This window comes from Cyanobium gracile PCC 6307, from assembly GCF_000316515.1.
Classification (GTDB): Bacteria; Cyanobacteriota; Cyanobacteriia; order PCC-6307; family Cyanobiaceae; genus Cyanobium; species Cyanobium gracile.
This window is the reverse complement of record NC_019675.1, coordinates 2,820,978-2,845,111: the sequence shown is the minus strand read 5'-3', so window position 1 is coordinate 2,845,111 and position 24,134 is coordinate 2,820,978. Positions and strand designations below refer to the sequence as shown.

At 70.0% G+C, this 24,134-nt stretch carries 26 protein-coding genes; 15 read left to right on the top strand and 11 right to left on the bottom strand.

The annotated features are described in order from the left end of the window. Positions 1–7 precede the first annotated feature (7 nt). From rpaB to CYAGR_RS13700, 5 genes are all read left to right on the top strand, one after another. On the top strand, positions 8–754 hold the full coding sequence (rpaB, locus tag CYAGR_RS13720; protein WP_015110442.1) for a response regulator transcription factor RpaB: 747 nt from the start codon (positions 8–10) through the stop codon (positions 752–754). After that, positions 735–2,087 carry a phosphate acyltransferase PlsX gene (gene plsX, locus CYAGR_RS13715; protein ID WP_015110441.1) on the top strand — a complete coding sequence of 451 codons (1,353 nt, stop codon included), beginning with the start codon at positions 735–737 and terminating at the stop codon, positions 2,085–2,087. Before rpaB ends, plsX begins: the two co-directional genes overlap by 20 nt. 73 nt (positions 2,088–2,160) lie before the next feature. Then, the gene (locus CYAGR_RS13710; protein WP_015110440.1) at positions 2,161–3,168 is read left to right on the top strand and encodes a beta-ketoacyl-ACP synthase III; all 1,008 of its coding nucleotides are present in this window, start codon (positions 2,161–2,163) and stop codon (positions 3,166–3,168) included. 27 nt (positions 3,169–3,195) lie between these two features. After that, positions 3,196–4,068 (top strand): ACP S-malonyltransferase, encoded by an 873-nt coding sequence (gene fabD / locus CYAGR_RS13705; protein WP_015110439.1) that lies wholly within the window; start codon positions 3,196–3,198, stop codon positions 4,066–4,068. Beyond that, positions 4,065–4,790: a lysophospholipid acyltransferase family protein gene (locus CYAGR_RS13700; RefSeq protein ID WP_015110438.1), complete on the top strand. Its 726-nt coding sequence runs from the start codon at positions 4,065–4,067 to the stop codon at positions 4,788–4,790. The genes fabD and CYAGR_RS13700 overlap by 4 nt, the downstream gene beginning before the upstream one ends. Here the strand turns inward: CYAGR_RS13700 and CYAGR_RS13695 are convergent. Genes CYAGR_RS13695 through CYAGR_RS13685 form a run of 3 tightly spaced genes read right to left on the bottom strand, consistent with a single transcriptional unit; the run spans position 4,732 to position 6,361 of the window. Beyond that, positions 4,732–5,454 carry a YdcF family protein gene (locus CYAGR_RS13695; RefSeq protein ID WP_015110437.1) on the bottom strand — a complete coding sequence of 241 codons (723 nt, stop codon included), beginning with the start codon at positions 5,452–5,454 and terminating at the stop codon, positions 4,732–4,734. The genes CYAGR_RS13700 and CYAGR_RS13695 overlap by 59 nt on opposite strands. Next, positions 5,448–6,107, bottom strand: a complete 660-nt coding sequence (gene tsaB, locus CYAGR_RS13690; protein ID WP_015110436.1) for a tRNA (adenosine(37)-N6)-threonylcarbamoyltransferase complex dimerization subunit type 1 TsaB — start codon at positions 6,105–6,107, stop codon at positions 5,448–5,450. The genes CYAGR_RS13695 and tsaB overlap by 7 nt, the downstream gene beginning before the upstream one ends. After that, complete coding sequence (locus CYAGR_RS13685; RefSeq protein ID WP_015110435.1) at positions 6,104–6,361, bottom strand: Ycf34 family protein; 258 nt, start codon at positions 6,359–6,361, stop codon at positions 6,104–6,106. Before CYAGR_RS13685 ends, tsaB begins: the two co-directional genes overlap by 4 nt. Before the next feature lie 94 nt (positions 6,362–6,455). On the opposite strand from CYAGR_RS13685, the gene CYAGR_RS13680 reads away from it, so the two are divergent. Continuing rightward, positions 6,456–7,718, top strand: coding sequence for a tRNA nucleotidyltransferase/poly(A) polymerase-related protein (locus CYAGR_RS13680; RefSeq protein WP_245552532.1), 1,263 nt, complete (start codon positions 6,456–6,458; stop codon positions 7,716–7,718). 66 nt (positions 7,719–7,784) lie between these two features. After that, positions 7,785–8,213 (top strand): RNA recognition motif domain-containing protein, encoded by a 429-nt coding sequence (locus CYAGR_RS13675; RefSeq protein WP_015110433.1) that lies wholly within the window; start codon positions 7,785–7,787, stop codon positions 8,211–8,213. Between the two features lie 72 nt (positions 8,214–8,285). Here CYAGR_RS13675 and CYAGR_RS13670 read toward each other — a convergent pair whose 3' ends face one another. Next, positions 8,286–8,465, bottom strand: coding sequence for a hypothetical protein (locus CYAGR_RS13670; RefSeq protein ID WP_015110432.1), 180 nt, complete (start codon positions 8,463–8,465; stop codon positions 8,286–8,288). Between the two features lie 38 nt (positions 8,466–8,503). Beyond that, positions 8,504–8,959, bottom strand: a complete 456-nt coding sequence (locus CYAGR_RS13665) for a cyclic nucleotide-binding domain-containing protein (RefSeq protein WP_245552531.1) — start codon at positions 8,957–8,959, stop codon at positions 8,504–8,506. Between the two features lie 208 nt (positions 8,960–9,167). Between CYAGR_RS13665 and CYAGR_RS13660 the strand changes: the two genes are divergently transcribed. Further along, on the top strand, positions 9,168–10,175 hold the full coding sequence (locus CYAGR_RS13660) for an aromatic ring-hydroxylating dioxygenase subunit alpha (protein WP_015110430.1): 1,008 nt from the start codon (positions 9,168–9,170) through the stop codon (positions 10,173–10,175). 1 nt (position 10,176) lies between these two features. Further along, positions 10,177–11,193: an aromatic ring-hydroxylating oxygenase subunit alpha gene (locus tag CYAGR_RS13655; RefSeq protein WP_015110429.1), complete on the top strand. Its 1,017-nt coding sequence runs from the start codon at positions 10,177–10,179 to the stop codon at positions 11,191–11,193. A gap of 43 nt (positions 11,194–11,236) precedes the next feature. On the opposite strand, the gene CYAGR_RS13650 is transcribed toward CYAGR_RS13655, so the two are convergent. Then, a complete protein-coding gene (locus CYAGR_RS13650) occupies positions 11,237–12,445 on the bottom strand; it encodes an MFS transporter (RefSeq protein ID WP_015110428.1) in 1,209 nt (402 codons plus the stop codon). A 161-nt stretch (positions 12,446–12,606) separates the two neighbouring features. Here CYAGR_RS13650 and CYAGR_RS13645 point away from each other — a divergent pair, with 161 nt between their 5' ends. The 5 genes from CYAGR_RS13645 to CYAGR_RS13625 are packed head-to-tail and all read left to right on the top strand — an operon-like array spanning position 12,607 to position 17,606. Continuing rightward, positions 12,607–13,650, top strand: a complete 1,044-nt coding sequence (locus CYAGR_RS13645) for an aromatic ring-hydroxylating dioxygenase subunit alpha (RefSeq protein WP_043325900.1) — start codon at positions 12,607–12,609, stop codon at positions 13,648–13,650. Continuing rightward, positions 13,647–14,744: an HlyD family efflux transporter periplasmic adaptor subunit gene (locus CYAGR_RS13640; protein WP_015110426.1), complete on the top strand. Its 1,098-nt coding sequence runs from the start codon at positions 13,647–13,649 to the stop codon at positions 14,742–14,744. The genes CYAGR_RS13645 and CYAGR_RS13640 overlap by 4 nt, the downstream gene beginning before the upstream one ends. Then, complete coding sequence (devC, locus tag CYAGR_RS13635; RefSeq protein ID WP_015110425.1) at positions 14,741–15,928, top strand: ABC transporter permease DevC; 1,188 nt, start codon at positions 14,741–14,743, stop codon at positions 15,926–15,928. The genes CYAGR_RS13640 and devC overlap by 4 nt, the downstream gene beginning before the upstream one ends. A 5-nt stretch (positions 15,929–15,933) precedes the next feature. Next, positions 15,934–16,617 (top strand): ABC transporter ATP-binding protein, encoded by a 684-nt coding sequence (locus tag CYAGR_RS13630; protein WP_015110424.1) that lies wholly within the window; start codon positions 15,934–15,936, stop codon positions 16,615–16,617. Positions 16,618–16,637: 20 nt separating this feature from the next. Then, entirely contained in the window at positions 16,638–17,606 is a 969-nt protein-coding gene (locus tag CYAGR_RS13625; RefSeq protein ID WP_015110423.1) for an alpha/beta fold hydrolase, read from the top strand. Here the strand turns inward: CYAGR_RS13625 and CYAGR_RS13620 are convergent. Both CYAGR_RS13620 and CYAGR_RS13615 read right to left on the bottom strand, forming a co-directional pair. Continuing rightward, the gene (locus tag CYAGR_RS13620) at positions 17,597–17,923 is read right to left on the bottom strand and encodes a hypothetical protein (protein ID WP_015110422.1); all 327 of its coding nucleotides are present in this window, start codon (positions 17,921–17,923) and stop codon (positions 17,597–17,599) included. The genes CYAGR_RS13625 and CYAGR_RS13620 overlap by 10 nt on opposite strands. Further along, a complete protein-coding gene (locus tag CYAGR_RS13615) occupies positions 17,910–18,674 on the bottom strand; it encodes a MinD/ParA family ATP-binding protein (RefSeq protein WP_043327302.1) in 765 nt (254 codons plus the stop codon). Before CYAGR_RS13615 ends, CYAGR_RS13620 begins: the two co-directional genes overlap by 14 nt. A 143-nt stretch (positions 18,675–18,817) precedes the next feature. On the opposite strand from CYAGR_RS13615, the gene CYAGR_RS13610 reads away from it, so the two are divergent. Beyond that, positions 18,818–20,284, top strand: coding sequence for a HAMP domain-containing protein (locus tag CYAGR_RS13610; protein ID WP_015110420.1), 1,467 nt, complete (start codon positions 18,818–18,820; stop codon positions 20,282–20,284). On the opposite strand, the gene CYAGR_RS13605 is transcribed toward CYAGR_RS13610, so the two are convergent. From CYAGR_RS13605 to pds, 3 genes are read right to left on the bottom strand one after another with little or no spacing between them, the layout of a single operon-like run. After that, the gene (locus CYAGR_RS13605; RefSeq protein WP_015110419.1) at positions 20,175–21,785 is read right to left on the bottom strand and encodes a TolC family protein; all 1,611 of its coding nucleotides are present in this window, start codon (positions 21,783–21,785) and stop codon (positions 20,175–20,177) included. The two genes, CYAGR_RS13610 and CYAGR_RS13605, sit on opposite strands and share 110 nt — an antisense overlap. Further along, positions 21,782–22,711, bottom strand: a complete 930-nt coding sequence (locus tag CYAGR_RS13600; protein WP_015110418.1) for a phytoene synthase — start codon at positions 22,709–22,711, stop codon at positions 21,782–21,784. Before CYAGR_RS13600 ends, CYAGR_RS13605 begins: the two co-directional genes overlap by 4 nt. Further along, complete coding sequence (gene pds / locus CYAGR_RS13595; RefSeq protein ID WP_015110417.1) at positions 22,708–24,129, bottom strand: 15-cis-phytoene desaturase; 1,422 nt, start codon at positions 24,127–24,129, stop codon at positions 22,708–22,710. Before pds ends, CYAGR_RS13600 begins: the two co-directional genes overlap by 4 nt. Positions 24,130–24,134 lie beyond the last annotated feature (5 nt).

Sequence of the window (24,134 nt, the reverse complement as noted above, 5' to 3'; positions counted from 1 at the left end):
CCGCGCAATGACGGCCTCCCCCACCGCCAAGGAAACGATCCTCGTCGTCGATGACGAGGCCAGCATTCGCCGGATCCTCGAGACGCGCCTCTCGATGATCGGCTACCAGGTGGTCACCGCCAGCGACGGCGAGGAGGCCATCGAGGCCTTCCACCGCGTCCTGCCGGACCTGGTGGTGCTCGACGTGATGATGCCCAAGCTCGACGGCTATGGCGTCTGCCAGGAGCTGCGCAAGGAATCGGACGTGCCGATCGTCATGCTCACCGCCCTCGGTGACGTGGCCGACCGCATCACCGGCCTCGAGCTCGGGGCCGACGACTACGTCGTCAAGCCCTTCAGCCCCAAGGAGCTGGAGGCCCGCATCCGCTGCGTCCTGCGGCGGGTCGAGAAGGACCCGGGCGCCGGGATCCCCAACTCCGGCGTGATCCAGGTGGGCGATCTCCGCATCGACACCAACAAGCGGCAGGTGTACCGGGGCGACGAGCGCATCCGCCTCACCGGCATGGAGTTCAGCCTGCTGGAGCTGCTGGTGAGCCGTTCCGGCGAGCCCTTCAGCCGGGGCGAGATCCTCAAGGAGGTGTGGGGCTACACCCCCGAGCGTCACGTGGACACCCGCGTGGTGGATGTCCACATCTCGCGGCTGCGCTCCAAACTGGAGGATGATCCGGCCAACCCCGAGCTGATCCTCACGGCGCGGGGCACCGGCTACCTGTTCCAGCGCATCGTTGAACCCGTTGCCACCGAAGGATCCTGAAGGCGCAGGGCGCGAAGGCCGTCGCTTCGCCTCCAACCGCCCCAAACCCAACCGCACGATCCGCCGCCTGGTGATCTGGTATCGGCGCAATGCCGCCGTCACCAGCCTCGTGGGCACCGCCACCGCCACCGCCAGCGGAGCGGCCTCCGGGGCGGTGTCGGTGGCCGGCAGCATGGCCGGCGCCGCCACCAACGTGGCGGGCTCCGTGCTCCAGCCCCTGGTGTTCGATCCGCTGCGGCGCCTGCAGCAGGGCAGCCACACCGGCGCCGCCATCGACGACCGCCAGCGCCTCTGGGTGGCCGTGGACGGCATGGGCGGGGACCACGCCCCTGGGCCGATCCTGGAGGGCTGTCTGCGGGCCGTGGCCCTGCTGCCCCTGCGCATCCGTTTCGTGGCCGAGCCGGAGCCGCTGCGGCGGGCGGTGGCGGCCATGGGCCTGGGCCAGGAGCTGGAGGAGGCGGTGCAGCGCGGCCTGATCCAGGTGGTGGCCAGCGGCCCGTCGGTGGGCATGAACGAGGAGGCCACCGTGGTGCGCCGCAAGCGCGACGCCAGCATCAACCTGGCCATGGACCTGGTCAAGAAAGGCGAGGCCACCGCCGTCTATTCCGCCGGCAACTCCGGTGCGGTGATGGCGGCGGCGATCTTCCGCCTCGGCCGGCTGGCCGGCATCGATCGTCCGGCCATCGGCGCCCTGTTCCCCACCAAGGACCCCAGCCAGCAGGTGCTGGTGCTCGACGTGGGGGCCAACATGGACTGCAAGCCCGAATGGCTGCACCAGTTCGCCCTGCTCGGGAACATCTACAGCCGTGACGTGCTGCAGGTGAAGCGCCCCCGCATCGGCCTGGTGAACATCGGCGAGGAGGCGTGCAAGGGCAACGACCTCTGCCTGCGCACCCATCCGTTGCTGGCGGGCGACGAGCGCTTCGTGTTTGCCGGCAACTGCGAGGGGCGCGACATCCTCTCCGGCGACTTCGACGTGGTGGTCTGCGACGGCTTCACCGGCAACGTGCTGCTGAAATTCCTCGAATCGGTGGGCAGCGTCCTGCTGGACGTCCTGCGGGCCGAGTTGCCCCGGGGTCGGCGGGGCAAGGTGGGCTCGGCCTTCCTGCGCAGCAACCTGGTGCGGATCAAGAAGCGCCTCGACCATGCCGAGCACGGCGGCGCGCTGCTGCTCGGGGTCGACGGGGTCTGCGTCATCGGCCATGGCAGCAGCCGGGCCCTTTCGGTGGTGAGCGCCCTGCGGCTGGCCCACTCCGCCGCCAGCCACGGCGTCATGGACGACCTGCACGCCCTCGGCAAGGGGAGCGCCGGAGTGGCAAGCACCTGTGGTTGACTGAGCCCACCTGTGAACCGAATGGGTGCCGCTCGGGTCAGACACGACGGGGACCACGGCCGCCTTGCGGGGAATGGCCCTGGTGGGCAGCGGACGCGCCCTCCCCGCCGCCAGCATCAGTAACGACCAGCTGAGCGAGCGGGTCGAGACCAACGACGACTGGATCCGCAGCCGCACCGGCATCGGTGCCCGGCGCGTGGCCGGCCCTGGTGAGACCGTCACCAGCCTGGCCGCCGAGGCGGGCCGGGCGGCCCTGGCCCATGCGGGCTGGGCCCCCGAGCAGGTGGATCTGATCCTGCTGGCCACCTCCAGCCCGGACGACCTGTTCGGCACCGCCCCGCGGGTGCAGGCGGCCCTGGGGGCCCACCGGGCGGTGGCCTTCGATCTCACGGCGGCCTGCAGCGGCTTTCTGTTCGCCCTGATCACGGCCGCCCAGTACATCCGCAGCGGCACGATGCAGCGGGTGCTGGTGATCGGCGCCGACCAGCTGAGCCGCTGGCTCGACTGGGACGACCGCCGCACCTGCGTGCTGTTCGGCGACGGGGCCGGTGCCCTGGCCGTGGAGGCCTGCGACCCCACCGGCGACAGCCTGGTGGGCTTCCGCATGCGCTCGGACGGCAGCCGCAACGCCTGCCTCACCCTGGCCCAGGTGGTCGAGCACCAGCCGTTGGTGGGGAATCTCTCGGCCCAGGTGGGCGGCTTCGCGCCCATCCACATGAACGGTCAGGAGGTTTATAAGTTCGCCGTGCGCGAGGTGCCCGCTGTGCTGGCGGAGCTGCTCGAGGCCACGGGAACCGCCGCCGCGGACGTCGACTGGCTGCTGCTGCACCAGGCCAACCAGCGCATCCTCGACGCCGTGGCCGAGCGCTTCGCCATGCCCGCCGAGCGGGTTCTCAGCAACCTTTCGGCCTACGGCAACACCTCCGCCGCCACGATCCCGCTGATGCTCGACGAAGCGGTGCGAGATGGGCGGGTCGGCGCCGGCGACCTGATCGCCAGCAGCGGCTTCGGCGCCGGCCTCAGCTGGGGCGCCGCCCTGTTCCGCTGGAGTGGTCCTGGGGGCCCCCCAGCCGAGCCCTAATCTCCTGCCGTTGAACGGGAGGCTTGCATGGCCATCGCCTGGGTGTTTCCGGGACAGGGTTCGCAGAAGCCGGGGATGGCGGAGGGGGTGATCGACCTGCCGGGGGCCCGGGAGCGCTTCGATCGGGCCTCCGAGCTGCTCGGCCGCGACCTGCTGGCCATCTGCGCCGGAGACGAACTCAACGACACCCGCAACACCCAGCCAGCCCTGTTCGTGGTCGAAAGCCTGTTGGTGGATGCGCTCCACGGCCAGGGCCGCAGCGCCCGGCTGGTGGCGGGCCACAGCCTGGGTGAGCTGGTGGCCCTCTACGCCGCCGGGGTCTTCGATGCCGAGACCGGCCTGCAGCTGATGCGCCGCCGCAGCGAACTGATGGCGGCCGCCGGCGGCGGTGCCATGACCGCCGTGATGGGTTTCGACCGGGACGAGCTCGAGCAGGCGGTGGCCGCCACCGAGGGGGTGGTCATCGCCAACGACAACAGCGCCGCCCAGGTGGTGCTCTCCGGCACCCCGGAGGCGGTGGCCAGCGTCACGGCCACAGTGCGCTGCAAGCGGGCCATCCCCCTGGCGGTGTCCGGCGCCTTCCATTCCCCCTTCATGGCCGCCGCCGCCGAGGCCTTCGCCGCCGAACTGGAGGCGGTGCCGTTCGCCGACGCCCGGATCCCCGTGCTCAGCAACGCCGATCCCCGGCCCGAGACCGACGCCACGGTGCTCAAGGACCGGCTTCGCCGGCAGATGACCCTGGGGGTGCGCTGGCGGGAGACGATGGAACGGCTGCAGGGCGAGGGGATCAGCACCGCCGTGGAGATCGGTCCGGGCAACGTGCTCTCCGGCCTGATCAAGCGCAGCTGCCCCGGCCTCGGCACTGCCCAGATCGCCACCGCCGCCGACCTGGGCCAGTGAGACGCCGCCGCCGGCCCCCGGCCGACCCCCCCGCCCTGCTGAGCACACCGAAGCCGAGCCTCACCTACCGGCTGATCAGCTACCTGCTGGTGTTCCCCGTGTTCCGGCTGCTGTTCCGGGGCCGGACCACCGGCAACGACCACGTGCCCCTGGAGGGGGCCGTGGTGGTGGTGGCCAACCACGGCTCCCACCTGGACCCGCCGCTGCTGGGGCACGCCCTGGGCCGGCCGGTGGCCTTCATGGCCAAGGCGGAGCTGTTCCGGGTGCCGCTGCTGGGCCCCATCATCCGGGCCTGCGGCGCCTACCCGGTGGAGCGCGGCGCCGGCGATCGCGAGGCGATCCGCACCGCCACCGACCGGCTGCTGCAGGGCTGGGCCACCGGCGTGTTCCTCGACGGCACCCGCCAGCCGGATGGCCGCGTCAACCAGCCCCAGCCGGGGGCGGCCCTGCTGGCAGCCCGGGCCGGCGTACCGCTGCTGCCGGTGGCGATCATCAACAGCCACCGGGCCCTGGGACCCGGTGGACACGGCCCCCGGCTGGTGCCGGTCCACATCCGCATCGGCACCCCGATCCCGCCGCCGGCCTCCCGGCGCCGCCCCGACCTGGACGCCACCACCCGGGCCGCCCAGGAGCAGATCAACCGGATGCTCGACCTCGGCCCGATCAGCGGATCCCTGCTTTTTCCAGCCAGGGAGCCACCCGCTCTTCCACCCACGGCCTGATGTCCTGACCGCTGACCACCCACAGGGCCGCCCTGGCGCCGTCGCCCCAGAGGCGCCGCCGGCCCTCGACGACGCAGAGCCCGCCGCAGGGCACGGGGACCGGGGTGAGATGGATGCCGCGGCTGCCGGCCACGATCCGCCCCACCAGCAGGGCCCGCTCCATGTGGTCGGCGGAGGTGACCAGCAGGGCATGGCGGATCCGGGCCTTGCGCAGGTCATCCACCAGGGAGGTGAAGTTGGACACCGTGTCACGGGCCCGGTAGTCGAGCTGAACCTGGCGGGGGGACAGACCCTCCTTCTGCAGGAACAGCCAGTGGGCGTATTCGGGGTTGGTGCCGCCGGTGACCACCACCGGCAGGCCGTCCACCCGGGCCAGGCGGGCGGCCGCCGCCTCCCGATCCGCATCCCCCCCCAGCACCAGAATCATCTGGGGGGGCGGCGGCGTGGGCCACCACCCGCCCCGCGACAGCCACAGCAGGGCCAGTCCCGCCAGGCCCGCCAGCACCACCCGCCCCGAAACGGGTCGCCGGCGGCGCGGCCCGCGGCGGGAGCGCTGGGGGGCGACGGCCGGGGGCAGGGGGGCAGGGGAGGGGCGGCGCGAGCGACGCCGGCGCGGCCGGGGCTGGGGACCTGCACCGGGTCGGGGTCCGGGGGGGCTCAGCATGGGAGCGCCTCCACCGGACTGGTGGGATAGAGGGGCAGCACCGGTTGCCAGGGGGCGTCCCGACCCGCGGCGGCGTTCGCCCCACTGAAGCCGAGCAGCTGGATCACGTCCTCCGGCAGCTGCACCAGGGCCGGATGGATCGGGTGCGGGGCCAGTGCCTCGCTGTCGCGGTGGAGACGGGGCGCCTCCAGCTCGGCGACACCGCCGGGCTGGCCGGGGTCGGCGCCGTAGAGCCCCGCCACCACACCGCGCCGCGGCAGTTCCTGCAGCAGCCAGAAGGGGCCGTCACCGCCAGGCGGCTCTGATCCGGTGAGCAGGCGGCGGGCCATCAGGCGGAAACTGCTGATCCCATCGAGGGGCAGCGCCAGCTGCTGGGCCAGGGTGCGGGCCAGCACCACCGTCAGGCGGGTGCCGGTGAAGCCTCCGGGGCCGGTGGCCACCGCCAGGCGGCCCAGCTGGGGCCACGCGCTGGCCGGCAGCACCGACTCCAGGCAGTCGAACAGCCCGTTGGAGAGGGAGCGGCCGAGGGGGAACGTCTCCAGCCGCTCGGGCGCCGTCGCCCCGAGGCGCTGCAGCCCCACGCCGAGGCTCTCGCTGGAGCTGTGCAGGGCCAGCAGCCAGCGGCGGCCGTCCGGATCGGGAAGCAGGCTCATGGGGGCAGCGGTCCGTCGGGGCGGCAGCGACGCCAGCGGCCCGGATCGGAGCGGAAGTCGGAGCAGGCCCGCACGTCCCACTCCACCCCCACGCTGGTGCCGGCGACATCGAGATCGACCACCTGCACGTGGATGCGCGGCTGGCAGGGGCGGAAGTCGGGTTGGGGATTGAGGTGGGCGACGCCGTGCTGACGCTCGACCGCGTGGTAGGCCTGACACCGCTCGACCCAGTGGCAATCCACGCAGATGCACATGCCGCCGCGGCCCAGCAGGGCGCCCATTGTGGCGTGCGAGCCGGGACGTCAAGTCCCTGAACTGTGGCGGGCCCTGGCGCCGGAAACCTGGCCGGTGGCCCCCCAGCAGCTGCCGGCGGGCACGGCGCTGGTGGGGGGAGCGGTCCGGGACGGCCTGCTGGGACGCCTGGCCGACCGGCCGGATCTGGACCTGGTGGTGCCCGTGGACGCCATCGACCTGGCCCGGCGCCTGGGGCGGCAGCTGGGGGGCAGCTGCGTGGTGCTCGACCAGGAGCGCTCGATCGCCCGGCTGGTGCTGAAGGGCTGGACGATCGACCTGGCCCGCTGCGCCGGTGGGGATCTGGCCGCCGACCTGGCCCGCCGGGACTTCACCGCCAACGCCATCGCCCTGCCCCTGGAAGGGGCGCAGCTTCAGGGCCGCGGATCGGTCGCGGATCTGCGGCTGATCGACCCCTGCGGCGGGCTGCCGGACCTGGCGGCACGCCGGCTGGTGGCCATCAGCGAAGCGAACCTGCTCGATGACCCCCTGCGGCTGCTGCGGGGGGTGCGGCTGGCCTGCGAACTTACGTTCCGCATCGCTCCGGCCACCTGGGCCCTGATCGGGCGCCACCGGCAGCGGATCACCACCGTCGCCGGCGAGCGGGTGCTGGCGGAGCTGGAACGGCTGGCGGCCGCCCCCGAGGGGCACCGGGGGCTGGGGCGGGCCCTGGAGGCGGGGCTGCTCCAGCCCTGGGGGGCCGCCGACGGGTCCGAGGACCGGCTGGAGCCCCTGGGGCCGCAACGGCTGCAGGCCTGCGGGCTGACGCCGCCGGAGGCCTGGGCCCTGCCGCTGGCGCGGCTGGCGGCCGTGCTCAACGGCCCGACCCTGGAGCGGCTGCGAGCCAGCCGGCGCCTTCAGCAGCGCTGCCAGCGGCTGCGGGACTGGCTCGAACGGCTCCAGCGGAGCGCCTCGCCCGAGGGACGGCTGTCCCTGGAGAGCCTGGCCGAGGCGGAGCGGCTGCTGCTACACCGCCAGCTGGAGGAGGATCTCCCCGCCCTGCTGCTGCAGATCGATCCCGGGGCGGCACGGGCGGCCATGGAACGTTGGCGGGACCCGGCAGATCGCCTCTTCCATCCCCGCCCGCCCCTGGACGGCCGCCGGCTGCAGCAGCTCCTGGCCATCCCGCCGGGTCCCCGGCTGGGCCAGCTGATCGACCACCTCACGGCCGAACGGGCCTTCGGTCGACTGGGTGGAACCGCAGCGATGGACACAGCGGAGTCGACGGACCAGGGTGCGATCGACGAGGCCGTTGCCGCCGCCCGACTCTGGCTGGAGCGACGGGGACCCGGATCGGAGTCGGCCCCCCGGCGTGATTAACTGCTGGATGCAATGGCGCGATCGCACCGCCTGCCAGAGTTTTTTCCCTTTCCTGAGCCCCTCCCCATGAGCGTTCGTCTCTATGTCGGCAACCTGCCGCAAACCTTTGATGCCAAAGAGCTGGATGCTCTCTTCTCGAGCGTGGGAGAAGGGGTGCGTTTCAAGGCGGTGAACGACCGCGAGACCGGAACCTGCCGCGGCTTCGGCTTCGCCAATGTCGACGACCTGGCCCAGGCCGAGGCCGTGATCGCCCAGCTCAACGGCAAGGACTTCGGCGGCAGCACCCTGCGCATCGAGATCTCCGAGCAGCGCCGTGAGGTCCGCGGTGCCGCCGGCGGCGACCGCCGTCCCGGCAGCGCCCCTACGGCCGCCCGCAAGAGCGTCAACAAGGTGGTCCACGCCGACGCCGTCGGTGAAGGCGCCCCCGATCCCCGCTGGGCCGGTGAACTGGCCAAGCTGAAGAGCCTGCTCGCCAACCAGAAGGCCGCGGTCTGAGCTGAGCGCCGTTCGTCACCCATGACCCATGGCCCACGGCCCCGCAGGAGGGCGGGGGCCTGGGGGACGGCCTCAGGGAAGAACCGCCATCAGCCCGACCACGCCCACGAAGATCGCCAGGAACAGAAAGCCCATCCGGGTCATCCGGCGCTCGTGGTTGTCGATACCGGCCTCCACGTCGGCACTGATCAGCTCCCGGAATTCGGAGAGGGCGTGCTCCTTGTCTTCAGGGGGGACCGGCTGGATGCTCATGGAACGGGGCCAGGGGAGATGGGCTGCGTGAACGGGGCTCAGCCTCGGTGAAAGTACCAGTAGGAACCGATCGCCAGCAGCACCATCAGCACGATGGGAACGGCGATGGCGGCCATGCCGCTGTGGCTGCGCACCACCCGGCCCTCATGGGCGACGACCGCCTCGCGGATGCTGGCCTGCATCTCCTCGCGCAGACGCGCCAGGTCGGACTCCAGGGTCTCGTTGGTGTAGAGATCCCGGAGGCGGTCGAAGACGCTGCGTCCGAGCACCAGGCTCCGCTCGGGATGCTCGAACAGCAGATCCATGAGCTCGTCGCGGTTGAAGACGAGCAATTCGGTGGGTTTGGCGGCCCTGGCGGTGTGGGTGCGGGCGCGGCCGTCGATGAGCTCCACCTCACCGAACACATGGCCCGGGCCGTGGCTCCCGTCGATACCCTCTCCGGTTTCGGGATAGAGGGTGACCAGTTCGATCGCCCCGGTGCGGACGAGGTACACCTCCTGACCGCTGTCTCCACTTCGGTAGGCGAACTCACCGGGGTCTAGGTGAAGCTTGCGCAACGGTCGCCGCTCAACAGGAACCGATTCTAAATCGTTCAGCAATTCCTTCAGCCGGTTCATCTTGGATCCAGGCCCCATCGGTGCTAAACAGGGTCGGTCGACCCGTGGAACCCGTGTCACACCTGGCTCAAGAGCGACCCAAGGAATGACCCAGGGACTCGAGAACTTCTGGTATGCGGTGGAGCATGCCCACGGGCTCCGCGACCAACCCGTCTCCGTCACCCTCCTGGGGCGCCGCTACCTCCTCTTCCGTGATACGGCCGGCCAGGCCCATGCCCTGGCCGACTACTGCGCCCACCGCGGCGCCAGCCTGGCCCGGGGCTGGGTGGAGGGCTCCTGCGTGCGCTGCCCGTACCACGGCTGGAGCTATGACGTGGACGGGCACTGCGTCCGGATTCCGGCCGATCCGCCGGGAACGGCCATCCCCGCCCTGGCCCGCATGGCCACCTTCCCCGTCCGGGAGCAGTCGGGCTTCGTCTGGATCTTTCCCGGCGAGGCCGGGCGGGCCTCCGAGGTCCCCATTCCCCCCTTCCCGGAACTGAATCAGCCGGGCTGGCGGGCGGTGAGCGGGTCCTACACCTGGAACGCCCACTTCAGCCGGGTGGTGGAGTCGGCGCTGGACACCTCCCATGCCCCCTTCGTGCACCGGCCCTTCTTCGGCAACCGGGAGGACGCAAGCGTGGAAAGCCTGGAGATCGTCAGCGAACCGGGTCTGGTGTCCACCCATCACAAGCTGAAGCCACCGGCCCGGGTGGGCCTGCTGAAGTACATCGTCAAAAGGAAAAGAAGCCACTCCAGCTCCACCCTCACCGGCTACCTTCCCAACGTCAACAGGATCGCCCTGGACTTCAACTGGAAGGGGTATCAGTACATCTATTTCGCCAGCAACATCCCCGTCAACGACCACACCACCCTCACCAAGTGGATCGGGGTGCGCAATTTCCTCCCCTACGGCTGGGCCGACGGCAACTCGATCCGCAACACGGTTGACACCTACGAGGAGGACAAGGCGGTGGTGGAAACCCAGCCCCCCGGCCCATCCTGGAGCACCCAGGGGGATGAGCTGCTGCTGGCCTCCGACCAGCTGATCCTGGCCTACCGCCGCGCCCTGGCCCGGGCCTGCCCGGCCGCCGCCCCCGTTCCCACGCCCTGAGATGCAGCCCCCCTCGCCCTGGCCCACCGACTGCTGGTACGCCGTCGGGCTCTCCAGCCAGGTGGGCGACCAGCCCCTGGCCCACCGCTTCCAGGGCCGGGAGGTGGTGCTGATGCGCGACGGCGGTGGCCGGGTGCTGGCCTTCGATGGCCGCTGCGCCCACCGGGGCTGCTCCCTGGCGGCGGGCTGGGCACGGGGGGAGCGCCTGGTCTGTCCCTACCACGGCTGGCAGTACGACGCCCTGGGCACCTGCGTGCACATCCCGGCCCTGCGGGCCGAGGAATCCATCCCGCGCCAGGCGCGGCTGCGCACCTTCCCCACCCGGGAGCGGCACGGGTTCGTGTGGCTGTGGCTGGCTGGCCGCCAGGCCAGCCCCGATGGCGATGTGCTCGACATCCCGGAACTGGACGGGCTGACCCTGCGGGCCGGCGGTGACATGGCCTACACCTACGCCACCCATTTCACCCGCACGATCGAGAACGGCATCGACCCCACCCACGCCGCCTTCGTGCACGGCAGCAGCATCGGACGGGTGGACCCGGCCACCGACTTCAGCCTCGAGCACTATCCGGTGCAGGTGGAACCCGGCAGCCTCTACGGGCGCATGCCGATCAAGGTCAAGAAGCTCAATGGCCTCACCCGCCTGCTGCTGAAGGGGGACAGCGCCAATGCCTACAAGGAGTACCGCTTCCTCTACCCCAACGTGGTGGTCTCGATCATCCATTTCGGCGCGGTGACCCTGGCGGCGCTGCAGGCCCACGTGCCCGACAACGACGGCGAAACCACCGTCCGGGTCACCAACGGCCGGAACTTCCTCACCGCCACGCCGGTGCTGAATCGGCTGTTCGATCGCATCACCCTGGACACGGGCCTGCAGATCTCCAAGGAGGACGCGGCCGTGATCAGCGAACAGGAGCCCAAGCGGGTGAGCTTCCGGGGCTCCCACGAGGTGCTGATCGAGTCCGACCTGATCCTGGTGGAGTACCGGCGCATGATGCGCGAGCACGCCCGGGTCTGAGACGCCCTGCTCAGCGCCCCGCGCCCCCATGCAGCAGGCAAGTTCAGCCGGCGATGTCGACGGGGACCGGCGCAGGTTCCCTGATGCCGCGCAGCAGGGGCGCCCCCAGCAGGCAGACCACCGCCTGAAGCAGGAAGCAGAGGGTGGGGGACTGGTCGTAGAGCACCCCCGCCAGCATCGGACCCAGGGCACTGGCCAGGCCCGTGAGGGCCAGCAGGCTGCCGAGCATCACCCCCTGCCGGTTCTCCGGCACCAGCCGGGAGACCAGGCTGCGGGCCGTGGGGATCACGCAGGCCGCCCCCACCGACAGCATCACGGCGGCCGTAACGATCACAACGGCGGCGGCGGTGCCGAACACCCGGGCCAGGGGGATCAGGGCGATGCCGGCGGCGACCGCCACCAGGCCGTAGATGTTGAGGCGGGCCTCCCCATGGCGCCGCACCAGCGGGCCGGTGAGGGCCACCTGCACGTAGGTGACGGTGAGGCCGACGATCACGAAGATGCCGCTCGACTGGGAGGCCGACCAGGAGAACTGATCCTTGAGATAGAGCACCAGCAGGGTGGTGAAGCCGCTGAAGGCGAAGTTGAAGCAGCAGAAGGCCAGCGCCACGCGATTCGCCTTCGGCAGCGCCAGCAGGGCCATCACCGGGGCCAGTCCGTTGATCTGGGACCACTGGAAGCGGGGCCTGTTCTGGAGCGGCAGGGTCTCCTTGAGATAGAGAAACGCCATCAGGAAGTTGTAGGCCGCCAGGCCGGCGGCCACGAACACCGGAATGCGCATGCCGAATCCCACCAGCGCCCCCCCCAGGGCCGGACCGGCGATGGCCCCGAGGCCGAAGGCGGCGCCGCTGATGCCGAAGTTGCGGGCCCGGTTGGCGGGTGTGGAGATGTCGGAGATGTAGGCCTGGGCCGTGCCGACCGTCGCTGTCGAGACGCCGTTGATCGCCCTGGAAAGAAAGATCAGTCCCAGCGTTCCGGCCAGGCCGAACATGAACAGGGACAGGGCGTTGATGGCCACGCACAGGAGGATCACCGGCCTCCGGCCGCAGGCATCACTGAGGGAGCCGATGATCGGTGACGCCAGCACGGAAAAGAGGGTGGCCGTGGAGGCCAGCAACCCCAGGGTGAGTCCGTCGGGAGAGAACTTCTCGAGGATGAAGGGGAGCAGAGGGTAGACGATGTTTTCGCCCAGCTTGTCCAGCAACAGGGTGAGAAACACGATCGCCAGAGGACTGCGCAGCTTGCGAATCACTTGCGGATCATGCGGACGGCAGTGTGGGGCGACCCAACCTTGGCGGCGGCGCCAATCTAGGGGGTGTCGCACTCTCGATCGGGACGGTTCGCCTAAGATCCGCGCAGCATCGGCAGAGCATGTCATTGGCTGGGAGCGCCTCAGAGACATCCCCTCCCCAGGTGTCTCAACTGGCCCAGAACTGCTGGTATGCCGTCGCCTCTTCGTTCGCCTTCCGGAAGGGCCCCGTCGCCGTCCCCTTCGCGGGCCACGATTTCGTGCTTTTCCCGGATGCCGAAGGCCTGCCCCGGCTGTTCAGCGACCGCTGCCCCCATCGGGGAGCCTCCCTGGCCCTGGGGCAGCTGGAGGAGGGCGGCTGCCTGCGCTGCCCATTCCACGGCTGGAAATTCGCCGCCGACGGGACCTGCCTGGAAGCCCCCGCTGAACCGGCCGGCGCCAGTCCTCCGGCCCGCAGCGACCTGGTGGGGGAGCGGCCGGCGGTCGAATCCCGGGGCTTCATCTGGATGTGGTGGGGCTCCGGCCCGCCCGATCCGGCCCTGCTGCCCGATCTGCCCGTCTTCCCGGACGAGGCCTGGGGCCATGTGGAAAGCAGCTTCGACTGGGAGACCCACTACAGCCGGGTGATCGAGTCCAACCTCGACAATTCCCATGCCTACTGGGTGCACAAGGGCACCTTCGCCAGCCAGGATTCACCCCTGTCGGTTCCCGTCGATCTCCGCAAGGAGGATCGGATGATCGCCGCCACGGTGAGCTTCGAGCTGCCGGTGAAGGGGGCCCTGAAGCTGCTGCGCACCCTGAGCGGCCAGAGCGGTCCCCTGTGCGCCACCACCACCTTCAGCTTCTATTACCCCAACCTCAACATCGTCGACACCAGCATCGGCGACCAGCTGCGTTTCATCTTCTTCAATGCCAGCCTGCCCCAGAGCGACACCCACACCCTGGCCCGCTGGGTGAAGTATTCGAAACGCAAGCGCTTCCGGCTCCCCGGCAGCGAGGCGCAGTCGATCGCCATCTCGCGCACCATCTTCGAGGAGGACCACGGGGTGGTGCGCAGCCAGCGCCCGACCCCCGTCCCCCTGGATCTCACCCAGGAGCGGCATGTGGCCTCCGACATCCTCTCGATCGAGTACCGCCGCATGCACCGCCGCTGGCTGAGCTCGGAAGCGGCGGTTACCATGGCGCGCCCGGAGCCCCTCGGTTCGTGACGGAAGCGCCGCACGTCGACAGGCTCCAGGGCCTGCAGCGCTTCTGGCGGGAGCGTGCCTGGGGCAGCGGCCGCCAGAAGCTGGTGACGGTCTCGGTGCTGGCCGTGCTGGGGCTGGCGGGCTGGCAGCTGAGCCACCGCCCGGCCCCGCCGCCGCCGCCCCTGGCGCCCCGGGCCGTGACGGCCCTCGGACGCCTCACCCCCCAGGGGGGCGTCGTGTCCCTGTCCACCGCCTCGGGCAACAGCGGTGGCTCGGAGGTGGTCGACAAGTGGCTGGTGTCCGAGGGGGCGACCATCCGCCGCGGCCAGCTGCTGGGCTTCCTCAGCAGCTGGGCCAGTCTGCGCAAGGGGGTCGTCCAGGCCGAAAGCCAGCTGGCCCTCAGCGAGGCAAAGCTGGCCCAGGTGGATGCGGGGGCCCGCCAGGGGGCCCGGGCCAAGGCCGAAGCGGATCTCAAGGCCGAGCAGGTGGTGATTCCCTACCTCAAGATCAGCCAGCAGAAGAGCGTGGAGCTGTTCAAGGCCGGGGCGATCTCCGAGGAGGAACTCGGCAAGGCCGATGCGGCCCTCGCCCAGGGCCAGGCCAACATCCAGGCCCTCAAGGGCACCCTCTACGACAACCTCACCGTCCGTCCGGTCGACCGGGAGGTGGCCGTCGCCGACGTGGCGGTGGCCAAGGCCAACCTGGCCCAGGCCCGCAGCCAGCTGAGGAACGCCGAGATCCGCTCCCCCCTCGACGGCAAGCTGCTGCGGATCTACAGCTGGCCGGGCATGAAGGAAACCGACCAGGGGCTCGCCCAGATCGGGCAGGTCGGGGCCATGCAGGTGTGGGCCCAGGTGTTCCAGAGCGACATCCCCCAGGTGCGCCCCGACCAGCCGGTGGAGATCTGGCCGGAGAGCGGCGGCTTCAGCGGCAAGCTGCAGGGCCGGGTGCAGGAGATCACCGGGGAGGTCTCCGACCGGGACCTGTTCAGCGTCAATTCCAACAACAACGTCAATGCCCGGGTGGTGCTGGTGAAGATCGCCCTGAGCCCTGCCGACTCCGCCCGCCTCGCCAGGCTCAGCGGGCTGAACGTGAACGTCCGCTTCCTGCCGTGATCGGCCGCTCCCTGAGGCGCAGCCTGGGCGATCTGCCGGTGGCCTGGCTGCAGCTGAAGCGCCAGCCGATCCGCTACCTGGTGGCCGTCACCGGCATCGGCTTCGCCGCCCTGCTGATGTTCATGCAGCTGGGCTTCCAGTCCGGCCTGCTGACCAGCGCCACCACCTTCTACCAGGCGCTGATCACGGATCTGGTGGTGATCAGCCCCGGCACCCGCGACAGCGGCGCCTTCCAGCAGTTCCCCCAGTCCCAGCTGTATCAGTCGCTGGGGGTGCCGGGGGTGAGCGATGTCATCCCCGTCTATGTCGCCAATGTGAACGCCCAGCAGATGGGCGGGATCAAGCCCACCAGCCTGCGCCTGATCGGCTTCGATCCCGACCAGCAGATTCTCGATCTGGCCCCTGTGCGCGAGCAGATCGACCGCATCCGCACCCCCGGCTACGTGCTCTTCGATGCAGCCGGCAACAGCAACACCGGACCGGTGGCGGCGGCGGTCAAGGCCCAGGGCAGCCAGACGATGATCCTCTCCGACTACTCCAAGACCTTCCGGGTGGTGGGCCTGTTCCGCCTCGGCTCCACCTTCGCCGCCGACAGCAACCTGATCAGCAGCGACACCACGGCCCTGCAGCTCGCCTACAAGCAGATCAACGAGGGCGAAATCTCCATGGGCCTGATCCGCGTCAGCGATCCGGCCGCCGTCGCCCCTGTCCAGCGCCATCTGCGGGCCCTCTACGGCAGCCAGCTGCAGGTGTTCACCAAGCCCGAACTGATCGCCAACGAGCAGAACTACTGGAACACCAGCTCCTCCTTCGGCATCATCTTCGGCTTCGGCACGATCATGGGCCTGCTGGTGGGGGGGGTGATCGTCTACCAGGTGCTGTACACCGATGTCAGCGACCACCTGCACGAGTACGCCACCCTCAAGGCCCTGGGCTTCCGCAACCGTTTCCTGCTGCTCCTGGTGCTGCAGGAGGCCTCGATCCTGGCGATCTCCTCCTTTGTTCCCGCCCTGGTGGCGAGCGCCGCCCTCTATGCCTTCCTCACCGCCGTCTCCGGCATCCAGATCGTCATGACCACCGGCAAGACCGTGCTGGTGTTCAGCCTCACCATCGGCGTCTGCGCCGTGGCGGCCGCCATCGCGCTCAACAAGCTACGGGATGCGGATCCCGCCAGCGTCTTCTGATCCCGATGCTGCCTGTCGTCGCCGAGAATCTGCGCCACGCCTACGGGGAAGGTCCGCTGCGCAGCGAGATCCTGCACGGGATCAGCTTCACGGTGAACCCCGGCGAGATCACCCTGCTGGTGGGGCCCTCCGGCAGCGGCAAGAGCACCCTGCTCACCCTGGTCGGGGCCCTGCGATCGGTCCAGGAGGGCTCCCTGCGGGTGCTCGGCAGCGAGGTGCGCCGCTCCAGCGAGCGGATGCGGGTGGAGATCCGCCGCCGCATCGGCTTCATCTTCCAGAGCCACAACCTGGTGGCCTCCCTCACCAGCCTGCAGAACGTGGCGCTCGTGCTGCAGCTGAGCGAGCCGGACCCCGAGCGGCGCCGGCACCGGGCCACCGTCCTGCTCGAGGCGGTGGGCCTGGGCCACCGTCTGCACCACTTCCCCTCCGAGCTCTCCGGCGGCCAGCGCCAGCGGGTGGCGATCGCCCGGGCCCTGGCCCCCGAGCCCGATCTGGTGCTGGCGGACGAACCCACCGCCTCCCTCGACAGCACCTCCGGGCAGGAGGTGGTGGCCCTGCTGGGCGACCTCTGCCGCAAACGGGGCAGTTCCGTGCTGCTGGTGACCCACGACCTGCGCCTGCTCGATGACGCCGATCGGATCTGGGCCATCGAAGATGGCAGGGTCGAACCCTGGAAGGGGTCCCATTGAGTCCCCCACTGTCAGGCCCCATGTCCGTCCCAGCCCCGGCCGACACCGGCACGATCTACCCGGCGGACTGGCTGGGCAGCTGGTCGTGGCAGGGGCAGACGGTCAGCTACGTGCGCCACAGGCCCACGGCACCGGAGATGGAGGGCGGCGGGGCGCTGCCCGTGCTGCTGATCCACGGCTTCGGCGCCTGCAAGGAGCACTGGCGCCACAACCTGCCGGCGCTGGCCGGCCGGCGCCCGGCGTACGCCATCGACCTGGTGGGTTTCGGGGCCAGCAGCAAGCCCCCCTCCCGGCTCGAGGATGAGCCCGAGGACGGGCTGGCGCTGCGCTATGGCATCGATCTGTGGGCCGACCAGGTGGCCGCCTTCGTGCGGGAGGTGATCGGCAGGCCGGTCCAGCTGGTGGGCAATTCGATCGGGGGGGTCGTGGCCCTGGCCGCGGCCGCCAGGCTCGGGGACGACGCCCGCCAGGTGATCCTGATCGACTGCGCCCAGCGCAGCCTCGACGACCGCCGCCTGAGTGAGCAGCCGCCCCTGCGCCGGATCGGCCGGCCCCTGCTCAAGCGCCTAGTGCGCCAGCGCTGGCTCACGGGCCGCCTGTTCCGCTGGCTGGTCAATCCGGCCGTGATCCGCCGGGTGCTGGGCGCCGCTTACCCCTCCGGCGACGGCATCGACGACCAGCTGGTGCAGCTGCTGCTGATCCCGGCCCGCAGCCCCGGTGCCGACGAGAGCTTCCGGGGGTTCATCAACCTCTTCCGCGACCGCCTCGCCCCGGACCTGCTGGCGGAACTGCCCGGCCCGGTCCGGCTGCTCTGGGGGGAGGCGGATCCGTGGGAGCCGGTCGCCGAGGCCCGGCGCTGGGCCGGGGCCTTCGCCGCCGTACGCGAGCTGCGCATCCTGAGCGGCCTCGGCCACTGCCCCCACGATGAAAATCCCTCCCGGGTGAACCCGGTGCTGGAGGAATGGCTGGCGCTGGCGGATCAGCCCTGAGGCGGAGCCCCCGCCGTGGGGGCCCCGAGCCGGGTGCGCCAGCGCTGACGGTCGGGATCCCAGCCCAGCCAGCCCCGCTCCTGCAGCCGCGCCCGGAGGTCGGCCGGCTCCTGGCCGGGGGCGGCCGCCGCCGCACAGCCGGCGTCGAGTTCGGCCTCCGTCAGGCCGGCCCGCAGGCCCGTGGTCAGCAATCGGCGCAGCGCGGCTGGCTCAAGGGCCACCAGCCGGGCCATGGTGAGGGGGCCCTCCGGCAGGGGCAGGGGCGCCAGGCCGTCGCCAGTGCTGTCCGGGTCCGTGTCGGGCTCAGAGGAGCGCATCGGCAAGGTCGGCAGCGAGCTGGGTCACTCCGGTGCTCCAGGGGTGGGAGGGGACATCCACCAGGGCCAGGCTGCCACTGGCGATGGTGAGCAGATCGTCGCTGAGGGGCAGGATCGCTCCGACCGGAATGCCATAGCTCTGGGCCACCCGGGCGCGCACCTGTTCGGCATCGAAATGGGCCGGCAGCTTGTTCACCACGAGGCGGGCTTCCGGCACCATCAGTCGCTGGGCCACCTCGATGGCGACGGCCGTGCCGAGGTAGTCCTGCTGGTCGGGGCGCATCACCATCACCAGGCAATCGGAGATGGCGGTGGTGAGCAGGGTCTCCTCGTTGATCCCAGGGTGAGTGTCCACGATCAGCAGATCCAGCCGCTGGCTCTGGCCGAGGCTGAACAGGGCATCGTTGAGCCGCTCGACTTCATAGCCCTCCCGCAGCAGCCGGGCGATCCGGTCGCCCTCCATGGCGGCAGGCACTAGGAAGATGCGCCCCTTGCTCCCCGCCATCGAGGCTGGGGTCACGTCATGGGAGCACTTTTCAATCGGAATCGAACCCTGAAGATGATCATTGAGCGTATGGGATTCCGGCCCCGCCGTGAACCCGAACAGCACATGAATACCTGGTGAAGCAAGATCGGTGTCGAAGACGCCGACCCTGAGCCCTCGGGCTGCGAATGCGGCCGCCAGATTCGCCGAGAGGTTGGATTTTCCCGTTCCACCGCGGAAGGAATGGACGGAAAGGATCCTGGTCATGAAGCGATCCATCTCACGGACGTGGGAAAATCATAGGCATGGCGTTGCAGGCCCTTTTGACGATTCGCCAACGGCTCGCCGGACGGCCTCAACGGACAGCGGGGGTGAGGAAGGGGCGACCCTTGCGCCTGTCCGTACGGCTGATGCTCCTGGGAGTCAGCGGCCCGCTCGTGAGCCTGGCGATCTTCCTGGCGCTGGCCACCATCGGCTCGATCCGCCTGGCCCAGAAGGCCCGGATCGAGATCAGCACGATGTTCGACCACGACAACCTCTCCTCCCTGGCGGTCACCACCTCGATCATCGAGAAGTCGGCCGAGGAGTTCAACCGCGTCATCCTTCAGGACTCCAAGGACCTGCGCAAGGCCCTGGCGCCGTTACGGATGGACACCGCAGGCCGCCTGTCCTGGAAGGGCCGGCCCCTGACCCAGGAGCAGGCCCCCGCCCTGCTGAACGACCGGCTGCGGCTCCCCCTGGCCCTGCTGCGGGAGCGGGCCGCCGTCTACTACCGCGACCGCAGCGGCAGCTGGCGGCGGCTCACTGGCATCACCAGCCAGGGCCAGGCCCTGGAGCCCGGCGCCCCGGCCCTGCCAGCCACGGTGGAGGACTTCGACCACCTCTTCAAGGGAGCCCCGGCCGAAGAGATGAGTCGCACCGCCATGTTGCAGCTGGATGGGGAATGGCGGATGGCCCGGCTGACGATCCTTTCCGGCCGGAAACCGGGGGAGGGCCACCTGGCCCTGCTGGTGGACGTCAGCACCCAGGCTGCCTCCAAGCTCCTGGCTGCCGGCTCCAGCCTCTTCCCCGCCGAGACCCACCAGGCGGCCTTCTTCGGCATCACCCCTGACGGAGGTCTGTACTGCAACTACCAGACCCAGGACACCCAGGCCTGCATCGACCTGGCTCTGGCCCTGCGGCAGAACGGCGGCATTCCCGATCCCCGCACCCTCGGCCATAGCGTGCCCTTCGAGCGCAAGGCCATGGTGCGCCCCCCGGGCTCCACCACTCCGGTGCTGCAGCACCTGTACATCGCCACCTTCCCGGAATGGAACTGGCTGGCGGTCGTGTCCGTGGAGCAGGAGGCCCTGGCGGATGCCCTCCTGCCGATGCAGGAGGCCAAGGACGAGATGGTCCGCCGGCTGGTGATCCTCACCCTGATCCTGATCAGCGCCAGTGGCGCCGCCGCCTGGCTGATCGCCCGCGGCATCCGGCGGGAGCTGCGGGAGCTGGCAACCGCCGCCGACGCCATCGCCGACGGCCAGGATCACCAGGCCCTCACCTACCCGGCGGACGACGCCATCGGCCGGCTGGTGCGGGCCTTCAACCGGATGTCCGGGGCGGTGGCGGATCGGGAGAACTCCCTGCGAGACCAGATCCGGCAGATGGAGATCAACATCAACGCCAGCGAGCTGCAGGGCCAGGTCTGCTCGATCCTCAACGACCCCGGCTTCGAGCAGATCAGTGCCAGGGCCAGGGCCATGCGCCAGCGGAGGCTGGATCAGATCAGCGCATCTGGGCCATCCGCGTCGGCAGACGCAGGGTCTGCAGGGGATCGCCCACGGCCTGGAGAAGGGCGGGATCAGGCTGAACCGGCAGGCCGCTCGAGCGGCTGAGCTGCACCAGGGTGTCGTTGTAGGTGGCCAGGTTCTGGATGTAGGAGCTCACCGCCTGGCTGATCTCCTGCTGGGCCTGCACCACGTCGGTGATGGTGCCGTAGCCGGCGTTGAAGCGCAGGGTCTGGAGGCGCAGCGCCCCGTTGGCCGCCTTGACCCGTTCAGCACCGGCCAGCACGATGCTGCGGCCGGAGCGGGCCTGGGCCACCAGGGACTGGACCTCGCTGCGCACCTGGAGCAGGGTGGCGCTGTAGGTCTCGGCGGCGGCCGCCGCCTGGCGGCGGGCGGCGGCGGCGTTCATGCGGGCCTGGCCGCCGTCGAAGCCCGTGAACGTCAGCTGCAGCAGGGCCGATCCGTTCCATTCGTCGGAGCGGGCATTGGGCACGAACGGCGGGCCCTGGTTGAGGTAACCCACCCCCTTCGTCCAGTAGAGGGACGTGATCAGCTGCAGGGTGGGGCGGTAGGTGGCCAGGTAGATCTGGGCCTGGGCCTCGTTGGTCTTAACGGCCAAGAGCTGCTGCTCCAGCACCTTGCGGTAAGCGATGCTCGCCGTGATCGAGTCGTCGAGGGAATGGCCCCAGGCGCCGAGGGGTGCGAAGGGTGTGGCGGGCGTGAGGGCATCGGGGCTGGGGGTGGCCAGCAGCTGGGCCAGGTTGGCCCGGGCCGTCTCCACCTGCTGCTCGGCGGCCAGCAGGGCCTGGCGATCGGCCAGCAGGACGGTCTGTTGTTTGAAGACCTCCAGCCTGGAGGCCACCCCCATCTGCACCCGGGTCTGGGCGAGGCGGTAGAGGAGCTCGTCGTTCTCGACGATTTCCCGGCCGGTCTTGACGGCGGCAAGGGCCCGCTGCAGATCGATGTAGGCCGCCTGGGTCTTGAGGCGCTGGTCGCGGCGGGTGATCACATAGGTGTCAGCCGCCTGGCGCACCAGGTACTTGCTCTGCCAGATCGTGGCCGATCGGGTGGGATCGATCAGGTTCCAGGTGGTGTCGATCTGGCCGATGGCCTGGAAGTAACTGGCCTCGAAGACGCGTGCATTGGCGAGGCTGGAGGTGCCGGTCGGGAAGCCCGCGGAGGCGCTGAAGGGGTAGTTGTAGAAGGTCTTGGAGGCGTAGGGACCGCCGTTGAGGCTGAGGTTGAGGGTGGGCCACCAGCTGGCATAGGCGGCACCGAGGCTGTTCTGGGTGGCCACCAACGACTGATAGGCGGAGCGCACCACGGGGTTGCGATCCACCGCCCAGGCCGCCGCCTGCTCCATCGTCAGGGCCCCCAGGAGCTCGGGGGGCAGGGGGGGCAGACGGTCGCCGGTGGGCATCGGGCCAGGCCAGCCAGCCCCCAGGCCCTCGACGGCCTTCACCTCGGGGGGACTCACCGAAGCCGGCAGGGACTGGGTCAGGGCCGGGCCCGGCAGCACCAGCCCGGCGCTGATGGCGTTGGCGACGGCGGCGGAAAGGGTGCGGCAGAGGTTGAGGCGGTGAGCCTGGCGGATGGGGCGCCGCTTCATCGCGTCTGGGCGATCACATAGGAGAGGGGGAGATCCAGCAATTTGCCGACCCGGGGCACGAAGGCGCGGTGATTGAAGACGTCATAATCCAACCTCTCGATCACATCAAGGATCCCCCGATACAGCCGCAGCGATGCCCACACCGGCCAGCGGGCATCAGGAGCCAGCCAGCGCACCCCGGCCTCGGAGCGGTTGAACCAGTCCCGGGCCCGCTCCAGCTGGAAGCGCATCAGCGCCTGCCAGTTCTCATTGAGACGCCCGGCCATCAGATCGGCTTCGGAGTAACCGAAGCGGTCGAGATCCTCCTGCGGCAGGTAGATGCGGCCGCGGCCGCGATCCTCACCCACATCCCGCAGGATGTTGGTCAGCTGGTTGGCGATGCCCAGGGCCACGGCCGCTTCGGAGGTGTCGGGGCGCTCGCTCCAGGGTGCGGAGGTGTAGGCCGCATCGACCCCCATCACCTCCTGGGTCATCAGACCCACGGTGCCCGCCACCCGGTAGCAGTAGAGCTGGAGATCGGAGAAGCTGGCGTAGCGGTCGCGGAGAACATCCATCCGCTGGCCCTCGATCATGTCGAGGTAGGCCTGCAGGGGCTGGGGAAAGCGCTCGATCGTGTCCAGCATCACCCGGTCGAGGCCGTCGACGGCATGGCCGGCGAACAGGGCTCGGGTGCGCTCCTCCCAGGCATCGAGACGCTCCAGCAGGACCTTGGCCGCCAGCGTCTGGGCTTGGGCGCTGTCCATCAGTTCGTCGGTGCGGCGGCACCAGACGTAGATCGCCCAGATCGCCCTGCGCTTGGCCGGCGGCAGCAGCATCGTGCCGAGATAGAAGGTCTTGGCCCACTGCGCCGTCTCCTGGCGGCAGGATTCGTAGGCCTCCTCAAGGTCGGAGGAGCGGTCGAGGGGCAGCGGGGCCAGCACACTCACACCGTCGCCAGGCTCTGGGCGGGGGCCGGACCCTGGCCGCTGCCGGAGAGGTGGGCGTCGACGGCGGCGGCACAGAGCTTGCCGCTCAGCACGGCCCCCTCCATCGAGGCCAGGTAGCGCTGCATGGTGAAGCAGCCCGCCAGGAAGAAGTTCGGGATGGGGGAGTCCTGGGAGGGCCGCAGCTGCTGGCAGCCCGGCACGGTCTTGTAGACGGACAGTGGCGTCTTGACGACCACCGACTTGCGCAGCACGGCCGGGGTGTCGCCAGTGAAGTGGATGGGGAACAGGCGCTTGAGCTCCTCCATGGTGGCGGCCACGATCTCCGCATCGGGGCGACCGATCCAATCGGCGGCCGGGGCGAACACCAGCTCAAGCATGGAGCGGTCGGGATCCTCGTACTCCCGGCAGGTGTTGCTCATGTCGGCATAGACGCTGAGCAGGTCGGAGCGGCTGAACAGCAGGTGGTCGATGTCCGTGAGCTTGCGGTCGAACCAGAGATGGATGTTGATCACCGGCACCCCCCGCAGGCCCTCGAGCTTGCTGAAGTAGGGCAACGGCTTCCAGGCGTCCGGCAGGAGCAGCTTGAGCGGATCGACGGGCATGGCGCTCACATAGGCGTCGGCCTGGATCTCCCGCTCGGGCCGGCCCTTGATGCCGCCGATGCGGAAGCCCGTCACGGCGCCGTCCTTGTCGATGCGGATCTCCCTGAGGGGCGATTCCAGATGGACCTCACCCCCACGGGCCTCGATGTAATCGACCATCGGCTGGCAGAGCCGCTCCGGCGGGTTGCCGTCCAGGAAGGCCATCCTGGAGCCGTCCGTTTCCTGCAGGAAGCGGTTGAGGGCGGTGAGGACCACCGTGCTGGAGATCTCTTCGGGATTAATGAAGTTGAGCGCCTTACTCATGGCGAGAAAAACTTCATCATTGACGCGCTCGGGGATATTGTGAATCCGCAGCCATTCACTCCAGCTGTACTTGTCGCATTCCTCCACATAGGCCTGGCCTCGGAGCATGGCCGGCACCAGACCGAGACCGAAGGCGATCTTCTCCGGCCAGGTGAGCATGTCGTTGTTGCCCAGGATCGCCGCCACCCCGTTGAGCGGAGCCGGCAGGTCCGGGAAATCGAAGCGGCTGTAGGTGCCGGGCACTTCCTTCTGGTTGAAGATCATGGAGTGGGATTTCCACTGCAGGCGATCCTCGATGTCCAGCTCGGCGAAGAGTTGGCGCATGTTGCGATAGGCGCCGAAGAAGATGTGCAGGCCGGTTTCGTACCAGTCGCCATCGGCGTCCTGCCAGGCCGCCACCTTGCCACCGAGCACGTCTCTGGCTTCGAGCACGATCGGGGTGTGGCCGGCGTCGCAGAGGTATTTGGCGCAGGACAGGCCGGCCAGACCGGCCCCGGCGATGACAACCCGCATGTCGT